Here is a 13,082-nt window from a genome sequence, read left to right on the forward strand (position 1 = left end):
TGATCCAGATCAAGTAGTAAAACCTGTTAGCCGCCGCGTGGAAGCGCCTCCCACACCTTCTGCAGCCGCTTGAGCGAGACCGGGTACGGCGTCTTGAGCTCCTGCGCGAACAGGCTGACCCGCAGCTCCTCGATCTGCCAGCGGAACGCGAGCAGCTCGGCCGACGCTTCGCCCGTTTCGCTGTCCGCCGCGACGCGCGCCTCCCAACGCTGCCACAATTCGCGGATCTCGGCTGCGCGCTGACCGTCGCGCTGCGGGCTCGTCACCTGCTTGTCCATGCGCAGCCCCATCGCCTTCAGGTAGCGCGTGAGGTGCGGCAACTGCGCCCACGGCGTCGCAGCGAGGAAGCCCGGGTAGACCAGCGCGTCGAGCTGCCCCTTCAGCTCCCACCCCAGCTTGTGTTTGGCGATGCGGGCGGCGAGCGGCGGGTATTCGGCCGCGACCTGCGTAAGGTAGCCCATCACCGCCTGGGTGACCGCCGGCAGGCGCGCGCGCGCGCGCGCCTTCTGTTCGTTGAACGCCTTTTCGCTGCGCGGCAGCGCGTCGTCGCCGACAAATGCCCGGTCGCAGATGCACGCGAGCACGTCGTCCAGCAGCACGTCGGCGTTGCCAAGCGCCCTTAGTTGCAGCGCTGCCTGCTGGAAGCCCGACGGCCCCTTGCCCAGCTGCTTGACCTGCTCCTTCAGCTGCAACTGCAACAGGCGCACCACGCCCTTGCGGTGCGCGCGGGTGGCGGCAAGTTCAGTGTCGTAGAGGCGCAGCGCGACGCGGCCCTCGGCTTCCAGCGTCAGCGCCGGGTAGCCGGTCAGCTGCTGGCGGCCGCGCGCGAACTGGATCGATTCGGGCAGCTCGCCGATGTCCCACGCCATGACGTTCTCGCGTTCGAATTCTGCGCTGGTGTCGCGGAAGGTCAGCTGCGCGGCCTGGCCGAACTGCTTTTGCAGGGCGGCAAGATCTCGGCCGAGGCCGATCTCCTGCTTGCCGTCGTCGATGACGCGGAAGTTGAACAGCAAATGCTCGGGCAGGGGGTGCGCGTAGAAGCCGGCCTCGTCGACGCGCACGCCGCCGCTCTCGCGCAGGATGAAGCGTGCCAGTTGCGGCGCGATCGGCGCGTCCATGTCCGGTTCCCCCGACAGGAAGCGGGTGACGAAGTCGGGCACCGGCACGCACAGGCGGCGGATCTGCTTGGGCTGGTTCTTGATAAGCAGGGTGAGCTTCTCGCGCAGCATGCCCGGCACCAGCCACTCGAACGGCGCGGCCTCCAGCCGGTTGAGGCTGGTTAGCGGCACGTCGATGGTCACCCCGTCCAGCACATGGTTGGGCTCGAAGCGGTAGCGCAGACGCATGCGCCCGTCGGCGTGTTCCCACCATTCGGGGAACTGGTTGACCGTCACGTGCTGCGCGGCGTGCCGCATCAGCTCTTCGCGCGTCAGGTGCAAAAGCTTGGGGTCGGCCTTTTCGGCGTCCAGCCGCCACGCCTCGAAGCTCGCCGCGTCGACGACATGCGCCGGGATCTTCTGCGCGTAGAAGTCGTAGAGCGCGTCCTCGTCGATCAGCACGTCCTGGCGGCGCGCCTTGTGTTCGAGCGCCTCGACGTCGCGGATCAGCTGCGCGTTGCGCTGGAAGAAGGGCGCGTTGCTGACATAAGCCATGTCGACCAGCGCGCCGCGGATAAACAGCTCGCGCGCCTCCTCCGGCGCGATCCGCCCGTAGCTGACCGGGCGGCGCGCAATTAGCGTCAGCCCGAACAGCGTGACCCGCTCGCTGGCGACCACCTCGCCGCGCGCCTTGTCCCAGTGCGGGTCGAAGTAGTGGTACTTGACGAGGTGCGGTGCCAAAGGCTCGATCCACTCGGGCTCGATGCGGGCGACGCAGCGCGCGTACAGCCGGCTGGTCTCGACGATCTCGGCGGCGACCAGCCACTTCGGCTTGGCCTTCTTCAGGCCGGAGCCGGGGAAAACGTGGAAGTGGCTGCCGCGCGCACCGGTGTAGTCGTCGCCCTCCTGCGCCTTCTGGCCGACGTTGCCGATCAGGCCGGTGATCAGCGCCTTGTGCAGCTTCTCGTAGTGCAGCGCCTCCTGCTGGCGGCGCTTCTTGTCGCCCAGTTGCTGCGGCACTTCGGGCGCGGCCGCGTGCGCGTCTTCGCGGCGGATCAGCCCCATGTCGTTGGCGATCTCGGCCAGTTGCGCGTGCAGGTCGCGCCATTCGCGCAGGCGCAGGTGCGACAGGAAGTGCGCGTGGCAGGCGTCGATCAGCTGGCGGTTCGACTTCTTGTGGCGCACCGCGTCCTGGAAGAAGTCCCATAGCGCGAGGTAGGACAGGAAGTCCGAGCGCTCGTCGGCGAAGCGTGCCTGCGCGCGGTCGGCCGCTTCGCGCGCGTCGAACGGGCGCTCGCGCGGGTCCTGGATCGACAGGCCCGAGGCGATGATCAGCACCTCGCGCACGCAGTCGAAGTCGCGGCCGGCGAGCAGCATGCGCCCGACGCGCGGGTCGACCGGGATGCGCGCGAGCTCCTTGCCGGTGGCGGTGAGTTCGCCCGCGTCGTCGACCGCGCCCAGTTCGTGCAGCACCTGGTAGCCGTCGGCGACCAGCCGGCCGGACGGCGCCTCGAGGAAGGGGAAGGCGTCGACACGGCCAAGGCCGAGCGAGGCCATGCGCAGGATCACCGCGGCGAGGTTGGAGCGCACGATCTCGGGGTCGGTGAACGGCGCGCGCGCGTTGAAGTCTTCCTCGTCATACAGGCGTACGCAGACCCCGGCCTCGACGCGGCCGCAACGGCCGGCCCGCTGGCGCGCCGCCGCCTGCGAGATCTTCTCGACCAGCAGCTGCTCGACCTTGGCGCGCGGGCTGTAGCGCTTGACGCGGGCGAGGCCGGTGTCGACCACGTAGCGGATGCCGGGCACGGTCAGCGAGGTCTCGGCGACGTTGGTCGACAGCACCACGCGGCGGCCGCCTGACGGCTTGAAGATGCGCTGCTGCTCCTCGTTGGAGAGGCGGGCGAACAGCGGCAGGATCTCGTAGCCCTTGATGCCGGACTTCCTCAGCTTCTCGGCGGTGTCGCGGATCTCGCGCTCGCCGGGCAGGAACACCAGCACGTCGCCCGCGCCTAGGCGCGACAGTTCGTCCACCGCGTCGACCACCGCGTCTTCCATCTCGGTCTCGCGGTCGTCCTCGTCGCGCGACTTGAGCGGACGGTAACGTACCTCGACCGGGTAGGTACGGCCGGACACCTCGATCACCGGCGCGCCGTCAAAATGCTTGGAGAAGCGTTCGGCGTCGATGGTCGCCGAGGTGACGATCACCTTGAGGTCGGGGCGGCGCGGCAGCAGCTGCTTGAGGTAGCCCAGCAGGAAGTCGATGTTCAGGCTGCGCTCGTGCGCCTCGTCGATGATGATCGTGTCGTACGCTTCGAGGTAGCGGTCGGTCTGCGTCTCGGCGAGCATGATGCCGTCGGTCATCAGCTTGACCAGGCTCTTGTCGGAGAGCTGGTCGGTGAAGCGCACCTTGAAGCCGACCGTCTCGCCAAGCGCGCTGCCCAGCTCGTCGGCGATACGGCTGGCGACCGAGCGTGCGGCCAGGCGCCGCGGCTGGGTGTGGCCGATCAGCCCGAACACGCCGCGGCCAAGCTCGAGGCAGATCTTGGGCAGCTGGGTGGTCTTGCCCGAGCCGGTCTCGCCGCACACGATCACCACCTGGTTTTGGGCGATGGCGTCGCGGATCTCGTCGCGGCGCTGGTTGACCGGCAGCGCGTCGTCAAAGCGCGGCACGGGCAGCGCCGCGCGCCGCGTCTCAACCTTCTGGCGCGAGCGCTCGATGCGCTCGGCGGTCTCTTTCAACAGGCGCTGTGCGTCCTGGCCGCGCGCGACACGCTTCTCGGCGTCCGCGAGGCGCCGCCTGAGGGCGTGGCGGTCGCGGATCAGGCAGTCGGACAGGGCTTTTTTCAGGGCGGCGACGTTCAGGGACATGGTGCGGGAGCGGCAGGCGACAGACAAGGCGCGGATTATACCCGCCAAGGCGCCGCCCCGCCCGGTCGCTACATCAGTTCGGTCAGCGCGGCGGTGTTCAGGCCCGCGAGCGGGTAGGTCGGGTAGTCGGGGAAGGTGACGCGGTAGCCCGCGCCGTCCGAGGTGAGGCTTGCGTGGGCGCCCAGCGGGAAGGTCGCCTTGTTGCTGGTGTGGCCGAACGGAAAGCCGGTCAGCACCGGCACGCCGGTGACGCGACCCACATGCGACGCGACGGTCGCGAGCGTGTACGAGCTGTCGTAGTAGTCGCGGATGTTCGTCTGGTCGAAGTCGCCGAACACGATCGCCTTTTGGCGGCTTAAAACGCCTGCGAGGTTGAGCTGTTGCAGCATGCGCTCGACGCGGTAGGGTTGCTCGCCGACGTCTTCGATGAACAGGATGCCGCCGTCGATCTTCGGCAGGTAGGGCGTGCCCGCCAGGTGGGCGAGCACGGTCAGGTTGCCGCCCCACAGTACCCCCTCGGCCTTCAGCGTCGGCGAGAAGGGCGCCTCGACGCGTATCGCCAGCGGGCGGGCGGTGGTGGTGCTGACGAAGTCGCTCATGGTCAGCACGCTGGGTGCCTCGGCGCCGAAGTCGCTGTAGAGCATCGGCCCCGCGAAGCTTACCACGCCGCCCTGGCTGAGCAGGCCCATCTGGATCGCGGTGAAGTCGCTGAAGCCCATCACTAGCGTACCGGCCTCCTTCAAGAGCGGGCACAGCCGCTGCCAGTTGATCCACGGCAGGAGGCGCATCGCGCCGTAGCCGCCGCGCGCGGCGAGGATGAATTTCGGCACGTCGCCCGCGCGGATGTCGTTGAAGTCGGCCGCGCGTTCGGCGTCCGTCCCGGCAAAGCGCTGGTAGCGCCGCGCCAAGCACTGGGTGTTGGAGAGCTGGTAGCCGGCACGGGCGAGGCGCAGCACGCCGCGCTCGGCGCGTGCGGCGCTGGGCATCAGCCCGGACGGCGCGACCACGCGCAGCGTCGGGCCGGCTGCGGTGAAGGCGGGCAGGTTGGGCAGGGTTGGTGTCGGGGTCGGAGTCTGGGCGGTCATCGTCTTGACGGGCGATCGGCAGCCGGCGAGCAGGGCCAGCGCGCCGGCGGCGGCCAGGGCCTCAAGCAGGGTGCGACGCACGGGGTCGGGCTGGGTGTGCATGGCGGTCATGGGTCAGGTCGCAATGATAACAGTCTAGGTCGCCGCCGCCCGCCTACTTGTTATTCCCGAAGTGTCTATTGATTGAATAATGCCCGGCCATATGGATATATCCAGACGGTTTTGCGCGGGCCGACCCACTTGGGTAGATTGCCCGTCATGACAGGATAATAGCCGGCGCGGCCGGCCGGGAGCACCGATGACGCTTAGCGAACACAGACTGACCCACCTCAAGCAGCTGGAGGCGGAGTCCATCCATATCATCCGCGAAGTGGTGGCCGAATTCGACAAGCCGGTGATGCTCTACTCGATCGGCAAGGATTCCGCCGTGATGCTGCACCTGGCGCGCAAGGCGTTCTGGCCGGGCAAGCCGCCGTTCCCGCTCTTGCACGTCGACACCACCTGGAAGTTTGGCGACATGATCGCGCACCGCGACCGCGTCGCCCGCGAGATGGGGCTGGAATTGATCGTGCACACCAACGAGCAGGGCGTGCGCGACAACGTCAACCCGTTCACCGTCGGCTCGGCACGGCATACCGACGTGATGAAGACCGAGGCGCTCAAGCAGGCGCTCTCCCAGTACGGTTTCGACGCCGCCTTCGGCGGTGCGCGCCGCGACGAGGAGAAGAGCCGCGCCAAGGAGCGGGTATTCTCCTTCCGCGACAGCCACCACCGCTGGGACCCGAAGAACCAGCGCCCCGAGCTGTGGAACCTCTACAACGCCCGCGTGAACCGTGGCGAGAGCATCCGCGTGTTCCCGCTGTCGAACTGGACCGAGCTCGACATCTGGCAATACATCTGGCTGGAGAAGATCGACATCGTCCCGCTGTATTTCGCGGCCGAGCGCGAGGTGATCGAACGCGACGGCGCGCTGATCATGATCGACGACGCGCGCATCCTCGACTACCTGAGCGACGAGGAGAAGGCGCGCATCCATAAGCGCAAGGTGCGCTTCCGTACGCTCGGCTGCTACCCGCTCACCGGCGCGGTCGAGAGCGAGGCCGACACCCTGACCGACGTGATCCGCGAGATGCTGCTCACGCGCACCTCGGAGCGCCAGGGCAGGGTGATCGACCACGACCAGAGCGCGTCGATGGAAAAGAAGAAGATCGAAGGCTATTTCTGAGCGGCCGCGTCCGCAGCACAACGAGGAACACCCCATGTCGCACCAATCGGAACTGATCGCCCAGGATATCCACGCCTACCTCGCCGAGCACGAGCACAAGGACCTGCTGCGCTTCATCACCTGCGGCAACGTCGACGACGGCAAGAGCACGCTGATCGGCCGCCTCTTGCACGACTCCAAGCTGATCTTCGAGGACCAGCTGGCCGCGATCGAGCGCGACTCGAAGAAGTTCAACACCACCGACGGCGACATTGATCTTGCCTTGCTGGTCGATGGCTTGGCCGCCGAGCGCGAGCAGGGCATCACCATCGACGTCGCGTACCGCTACTTCAGCACCGACAAGCGCAAGTTCATCATCGCCGACTGCCCGGGGCACGAGCAGTACACGCGCAATATGGCGACCGGCGCGTCGACCTGCAACCTCGCGGTGATTCTGATCGACGCGCGCTACGGCGTGAAGACGCAAACCCGCCGCCACAGCCATATCGTCAGCCTGTTGGGCGTGCGCCACCTGATCGTCGCCGTCAACAAGATGGACCTGGTTGGCTTTGACGAGGCGGTGTTCGAGCGCATCCGCGCCGACTACCTGGCCTTCGCTGGCGAACTGGGGCTTGCCGACATCCGCTTCGTGCCGATCTCGGCGCTGCGTGGCGACAACGTAGTCGAGCCGAGCGCGCACACGCCGTGGTACGACGGCCCGACGCTGATGTCGCTGTTGGAATCGGTCGAGGTCGGCCACGACACGGCGCTCTCGGCGTTCCGCCTGCCGGTGCAGTACGTGAACCGGCCCAACCTCGACTTTCGCGGCTTTGCCGGCACCATCGCCGCAGGCAGTGTCGCCGTCGGCGACACCGTACGCGTGCTGCCGGCCGGCACCGAGAGCCGGGTGAAGGCTATCGTCGCGTTCGAGGCGGCGCTGCCGGCGGCTTTCGCGCAGCAGGCGGTCACCCTGCAACTGGAAGACGAAATCGACGTCTCGCGCGGCGACATGCTGGTGAAGGCGGTCGAAGCCCAGCCGTGGGCCGTGCAGGCGCTCGCCGCGGACCTGGTGTGGCTGGACACCCGCGCACTGGAAGTCGGCCGCGAATACCGCGTGAAATTCGCCGGCAAGACGGTGGCCGGCCGCGTCAGCGCGATCCGCCACCGCGTCGACGTCAACACCCGCGAAAAGGTGGCGGCCGACACCCTGCAGCTGAACGAGATCGCCGAAGTGGAACTGCTGCTTAACGCGCCGGTGGTGGTCGACGCGTACGCCGCGTGCCGCGGCACCGGCAGCTTCATCCTGATCGACCGCGCGAGCAACGCGACCGCCGCCGCCGGCATGGTGCGCGAGCCGCTCGCGGACGCGGCCGGCGCAGCGGGCGACGAACTCGCCCACTACCGCGCGTTCGAGGTCGAGCTCAACGCGCTGGTGCGCCGCTACTTCCCGCACTGGGAGGCGAAGGACATCGCCCGGCTGCGCTAAGCTTTTCACCCACCTCCCGAACCGCCCGCAGGCCGTACCGAGCCTGCGGGCGGTTTGCTTTTTCACGTCTCGGAACCATTTATCCGTAAGGCTTTCGTCTTGCCCTATCGCTACCTGCCGCTGCCCTGATAAGCACATGTTTTGAATGTGCGTATTGGTTTGACACGTGTTTTTTGCCTGCCTATGAAACATGCATGCAGCAAGTGCAACCGTCTAACCCAGCGAGGCGTCATGGACAAGCAATCCTTCTTCTCGCAGCAGCCGCACCCAGCCCAGCAGCTGTCCCCGCTGCTGAGGCCGGCAAGGCGTGCCGGCGTCGCCGCGTCGGTGTCGGCGCTGACCGACCCGGCCGCCTTCGCGCTCGGCATGCTGTGCGCTGCGCTGCTGGTGCAGGGGCGCGTGGGCCTGCCGGCCGTCTTGCTCGCCGCGCTGGTGTTCGCGTGCAACCTGCCCGGGCGCAGCCGTCTGGAAGACAGCCTGCCCGCGCTGTTCTCGGCGATCATCTGGCGCTGGCTCCTGAATGTCGCCGCGCTGGCCGCGCTGGTGCGGCTGTTCGGCGTGGCCGGGGTATTCGGTCACCCGCACCTTGAGCTTGCCCTCGCGCTGCCGCCCCTGTTTGCCGTGCTCGGCCAGCTGCTACTGCGTCTGGTGCTGCCGCCGCTGCGCGCGCGCTTCGCCCAAGAGGCGATCTTCATCGGGCTTACCGCGCATGGTGAAGTGCTCGCGCGCTACCTTGCGTGCAGCCCGAGCGCGGCTTGCCGGGTGCTCGGTTTCTTCGACGACCGCCCGAGCGAGCGCACCGCCCACTCCGGCCTGCCCAGGCTGGGCAAGATGGCGGAAGTCGCCCAGTACGTGCGCGAACACCATGTCGGCCACATCTACATCACGCTGGCGATGTCGAGCCAGCCGCGCATCCTGCAACTGCTGGACGCGCTGCGCGACACCACCGCCTCCATCCACTTCGTCCCCGACGTGTTCGTCACCGACCTGATCCAGGGCCGCATCGAGACGGTTGGCGGCATGCCGGTGATCGCGGTGTGCGACTCGCCCTTCGTCGGCTGGAACGCGCTCTTGAAGCGCGGCAGCGACCTCGTGCTCGCTTCGCTGATCCTCGTGCTGATCTCGGTGCCGATGCTGCTGATCGCGCTGGGTGTGAAGCTCACCTCGCCGGGGCCGGTGGTGTTCCGCCAGCGCCGCTACGGCCTCGATGGCCACGAGATCGTCGTTTACAAGTTCCGCTCGATGACGGTGTGCGAGGACGGCGGCCAGATCCGGCAGGCCAGCCGTAACGACCAGCGTGTCACGCGGTTTGGCGCCTTTCTGCGCCGCACCTCGCTCGACGAGTTGCCGCAGTTCATCAACGTGCTGCAGGGGCGGATGAGCATCGTCGGCCCGCGCCCGCACGCCATCGCGCACAACGAGGCGTACCGCAAGCTGATCAAGGGCTACATGGTGCGGCACAAGGTGCGCCCCGGCATCACCGGGCTTGCCCAGGTTTCCGGTTGCCGCGGCGAGACCGACACGCTGGACAAGATGCGCCGGCGCATCGATTACGACCTCGACTACCTGCGCCATTGGTCGCTGTTGCTCGACATCAAGATCATCCTGCGCACCGTCTTGACGGTGGTGGGTGGCGACAAGCAGGCGTACTAGGCGCGCGGGCAGAACCCGCCATACACAATCCGGGCCTCAACCGTCGTATCGACTTTGAACAGGCCTCAGACCAGCGAGAGGGGGAAAACATGCACACCAACTGCCGTTTCTGCGGACATTCCGCACACCATGTGGTCGCCGACCTGGGCATGCAGCCCCTGTCGAACGCGCTGCGCGCCGAGAAGCAGTCCAACGATATGGAACGTTTCTATCCGCTGGGCGCGCTGGTATGCGAGCACTGCCTGTTGGTGCAGGCGCCGGGCAGCGAGGAGGCGAGCGAGATCTTCTCCGAGCATTACCCGTATTTCTCCTCTTGCTCGGACACCTGGCTTGCCCACGCCCGCGACTACGCGCGCGAGGTAACCGGGCGTTTCGGCCTGAACGGCGACAGCCTGGTCGTCGAGATCGCCTGCAACGACGGTTACTTGCTGCGCTGGTTCCTTGCAGCCGGCATTCCGGTGCTCGGCGTCGAGCCGACGCTGGATACCGCCCAGGCTGCGCGCGCGCTCGGCATCCCGGTCAACGTCGAGTTCTTCGGCCGCGCGTACGCCACGCGGCTGCGCGAACAGGGCTTCGCCGCCGACCTGATGCCGGCCAACAACGTGGTCGCCCACGTGCCCGACATCAATGATTTTGTCGGCGGTTTCGCCATCCTGCTGAAAGAAAACGGCGTCGCGACCTTCGAGTTCCACCACGCGCTCAACCTGCTCGAGAAGCTGCAGTTCGACACCATCTACCACGAGCATTTCTATTACCACTCGCTGACGACCTTCAAGCAGATCCTCGAAGCGAACGGCCTTGCGCTCTTCGACGTCGAGGAGTTGCCGACCCACGGCGGCTCGCTCCGCGTCTACGCGCAGCGCGCCGACACCGGCCGTCACGCGCTCAGCCCGCGCGTAGCCGCGCTGCTGGCCAAGGAGCGCGAGGCGGGGCTGGACCAGCTTGCGACCTATCTCGACTTCAACGAGCGGGTAGTCGCGCGCAAGCAGGAGATCCTGCAATTCCTGATCGACGCCAAGCGCGCGGGCAAGCGCATCGCCGCGGTCGGCGCGCCGGCCAAGGGCAACACCCTGCTCAATTACTTGGGGGTGCGTGGCGACACGGTGCGCTACACGGTCGACCATACGCCGGCCAAGCAGGGCATGTATCTGCCCGGCTCGCACATCCCGGTCAAGTCGCCCGAGCAGGTGTTCATCGACCGGCCTGACTACCTGATCCTGTTGCCGTGGAACTGGCGCGACGAGCTGATGCAGAAATTTGCCGGCATCCGCGAGTGGGGCGGGCGCTTCGTGGTGTTCTGCCCCGAGATCGAGGTGATCGAATGAGCGTCGGGCCTTGGCATGGCGGGCAGGGCGGCAGGGTTGCCCGCGTCGGCCTGGTCGGCACCGGGCCGATGGCGGCCAGCTTCGCGCGTATGCTCTCCAAACATTGCCCGGACCTTGCGTTGTCCGGCGTGCTCACCCGGCGCCCGCTGGGCAGCGTGACGGGCTTCGCGCCTGCTTTGCTGACGGACTCGGCCGACGCGCTGATAGAGAGCGCCGACATCGTGGTGGAAATGACGGGCGATGTGCTGCACGGCACCGACGTCTGCGCGCGCGCGCTTGGCGCCGGCCGGCCGGTGGCGACGCTCAACGCCGAGTTGCACGTCACCACCGGCTCGTATCTCGCCACATTGGGCGCGTTCAGCGAAGCCGAGGGCGACCAGCCCGGCTCGCTCGCCGCGCTGGCCGAGGACGCGCGCGCGATGGGTTTTTCGCCCTTGGTGTACGGCAATATGAAGGGCTTTCTCGACTTGAACCCCTCGCCGGAGAACATGGCGTACTGGGCTGCGCGTCAGGGCATCAGCGTGCCCAACGCGACCGGCGCGACCGACGGCAGCAAGGTGCAGGTCGAGCAGGTGCTGGTCGGCAACGGCCTGGGCGCGGGCATCGCGTGCGCGGGGCTGGCCGGTCCAGCGGCCAAGAGCCTGGCCGTTGGCGCGGCCAGCCTGGCGGAGCTTGCCCGTGCGCGCGGCGGGGTGCTGTCCGACTACGTGCTCGCCGACGGCTGGGCGCCGACCGGCGTGTTCGTGGTCGCCCGCCACGACGAGGACCAGGCCGCCTTGCTCGAGTACTTCAAGCTGGGGCCGGGGCCGGACTACCTGCTGGTCAAGCCCTACCACCTCTGCTCGCTAGAGGTGGCCAAGACGGTGCGCCGCCTGCTCGCCGGCGGCCCGGTATTGCTCAACAACGGTACCCGGCCGCGCCTTGGGATGGCAGCCGTTGCCAAGCGCGATCTGCCGGCGGGTACCTGCCTTGACCGTGGCGCGGGCAGTTTCGAGGTGCGCGGCGTCGCCATCGAGCTGGCCACCCATCCGCGCCATGTGCCGCTGGGCTTGCTCGCCGGTGCGCGGCTCACCCGCGCCGTCGAAGCGGGCGAGATGTTGATGCGGGGCGGGGTTGAGCTGGCCGACCACCCGGCGGTGGCGATCGGCCTGGCGCAGGCCGCGGGCGCAACGGGAGGCTGGCCTTGATCAGCTATGTGATCGTCGCCTACCATCAGCCGGCCTTCCTCAGCCGGCTGGTCGACGCGCTGCGCGCGCCCGACGTGTTTTTCTACATACATATCGACGCGCGCGTCGACCTTGCCCCGTTCGAGGCGTGTCTGCCGCCCGCCGCCGACGTGCATTACGTCCAGACGCGCTACGGCTGCCACTGGGGGGGCTACGGCCTGGTCGAGGCCTTCCTGGCCGGCGCGCGGGCCGCGCTCGCCGACGCCTGCGAAGGCTACATCGTTACCATGTGCGGCAGCAGCTACCCCTTGCAGCCGCCGCAGGCGATCCGCCATTTCCTCGAGGCGTCACCCGGTACCTGTTATCTGAGCTGGTTCGGGGAGAGGTTTCACCGCCACCACCTCTCTTGGCGCCTCAGCCGTCGCCTCTTGCCGCTGCAGAGTCCGCCCCGCAAGGGGATGGACGTATTGCTGCTGCCTACGTTCAACCCGCGAAAGATTTTTGCTTCGTTCGAGACCTTTCGCCTATGGCTTTGTAACCTCGATGCCTATTTTGTCCGCCGCAAGGTGCCGCCGTGCGTCGGCAAGATCAGCGGCGGCGAGGGGTGGACCATCTTCCCGGCCGACTACTGGCGGCGCATCTTTGCCTGGCTCGCCGAAAACCCGGAATTCGAGGCTTTCTTCCGTAAGGTGTTGATCAGTGGCGAGCTCTTCTTCACGACCTTGCATGGCGCGCTCCCTGCGCCGCACCGTCCGCTGCCCTGGTACCTCGACTGGGAGTGCGGACACGACGGCTCGCCGGCCGTGCTGACCGCCGACGATGACTTCGAACGGTTTTCCGCCTCGGGCGCGCTGTTCGCGCGCAAGTTCGACGCGGTGAAAAGCGCGCGGCTGCTCGACCGGATAGACAGCGAACTGCTTGGGCGTCCGGCGAGCGACCCGGGCAGCCATCGGTTGCCGGTGGCAGAGGAAGCCGGGCATTGAGGTGGTTTTTTGCCCCGTGCACGGCAGTCATGCTCGTCGCCAGCGCCGCTGTGCCGGCCGGGGAGGCGTGTCCGCCGTTCATCTGCGAGAACGGGGTGGCGCCTGAAGATACTCGCGCCTTGTGTTGCGCGAGACGCTTGTCCCGCCGATTGACGCGCATGCAATGACAATTGCCAAGCCTGTTCTACGATTCATAAAAAAGAGCAATGTCATTG

Annotated in this window: 8 protein-coding genes; 6 read left to right on the forward strand and 2 right to left on the reverse strand. The window is 67.5% G+C overall.

From position 1 onward, the window contains the following. Nucleotides 1–26: 26 nt before the first annotated feature. Both hrpA and E5K04_RS04850 read right to left on the reverse strand, forming a co-directional pair. The gene (gene hrpA / locus E5K04_RS04845; protein WP_136551762.1) at nucleotides 27–3,965 is read right to left on the reverse strand and encodes an ATP-dependent RNA helicase HrpA; all 3,939 of its coding nucleotides are present in this window, start codon (nucleotides 3,963–3,965) and stop codon (nucleotides 27–29) included. Nucleotides 3,966–4,033: 68 nt separating this feature from the next. Next, complete coding sequence (locus E5K04_RS04850; protein WP_235844270.1) at nucleotides 4,034–5,161, reverse strand: LD-carboxypeptidase; 1,128 nt, start codon at nucleotides 5,159–5,161, stop codon at nucleotides 4,034–4,036. Nucleotides 5,162–5,348: 187 nt separating this feature from the next. On the opposite strand from E5K04_RS04850, the gene cysD reads away from it, so the two are divergent. The 6 genes from cysD (at nucleotide 5,349) to E5K04_RS04880 (ending at nucleotide 12,867) form a co-directional block, all read left to right on the forward strand. Further along, nucleotides 5,349–6,275 carry a sulfate adenylyltransferase subunit CysD gene (cysD, locus tag E5K04_RS04855; RefSeq protein WP_136551763.1) on the forward strand — a complete coding sequence of 309 codons (927 nt, stop codon included), beginning with the start codon at nucleotides 5,349–5,351 and terminating at the stop codon, nucleotides 6,273–6,275. Between the two features lie 34 nt (nucleotides 6,276–6,309). Beyond that, on the forward strand, nucleotides 6,310–7,740 hold the full coding sequence (gene cysN, locus E5K04_RS04860; protein WP_136551764.1) for a sulfate adenylyltransferase subunit CysN: 1,431 nt from the start codon (nucleotides 6,310–6,312) through the stop codon (nucleotides 7,738–7,740). A 231-nt stretch (nucleotides 7,741–7,971) separates the two neighbouring features. After that, nucleotides 7,972–9,393 carry an undecaprenyl-phosphate glucose phosphotransferase gene (locus tag E5K04_RS04865; RefSeq protein ID WP_205700295.1) on the forward strand — a complete coding sequence of 474 codons (1,422 nt, stop codon included), beginning with the start codon at nucleotides 7,972–7,974 and terminating at the stop codon, nucleotides 9,391–9,393. A gap of 89 nt (nucleotides 9,394–9,482) precedes the next feature. Beyond that, nucleotides 9,483–10,718, forward strand: coding sequence for a class I SAM-dependent methyltransferase (locus E5K04_RS04870; RefSeq protein WP_136551765.1), 1,236 nt, complete (start codon nucleotides 9,483–9,485; stop codon nucleotides 10,716–10,718). Continuing rightward, entirely contained in the window at nucleotides 10,715–11,905 is a 1,191-nt protein-coding gene (locus E5K04_RS04875) for an SAF domain-containing protein (RefSeq protein ID WP_136551766.1), read from the forward strand. Before E5K04_RS04870 ends, E5K04_RS04875 begins: the two co-directional genes overlap by 4 nt. Further along, the gene (locus E5K04_RS04880) at nucleotides 11,902–12,867 is read left to right on the forward strand and encodes a beta-1,6-N-acetylglucosaminyltransferase (RefSeq protein WP_168929159.1); all 966 of its coding nucleotides are present in this window, start codon (nucleotides 11,902–11,904) and stop codon (nucleotides 12,865–12,867) included. Before E5K04_RS04875 ends, E5K04_RS04880 begins: the two co-directional genes overlap by 4 nt. The last annotated feature ends 215 nt before the right edge of the window (nucleotides 12,868–13,082 follow it).

Origin of the sequence: Crenobacter intestini (assembly GCF_004919095.1) — a bacterium.
GTDB classification, from domain to species: domain Bacteria; phylum Pseudomonadota; class Gammaproteobacteria; order Burkholderiales; family Chromobacteriaceae; genus Craterilacuibacter; species Craterilacuibacter intestini.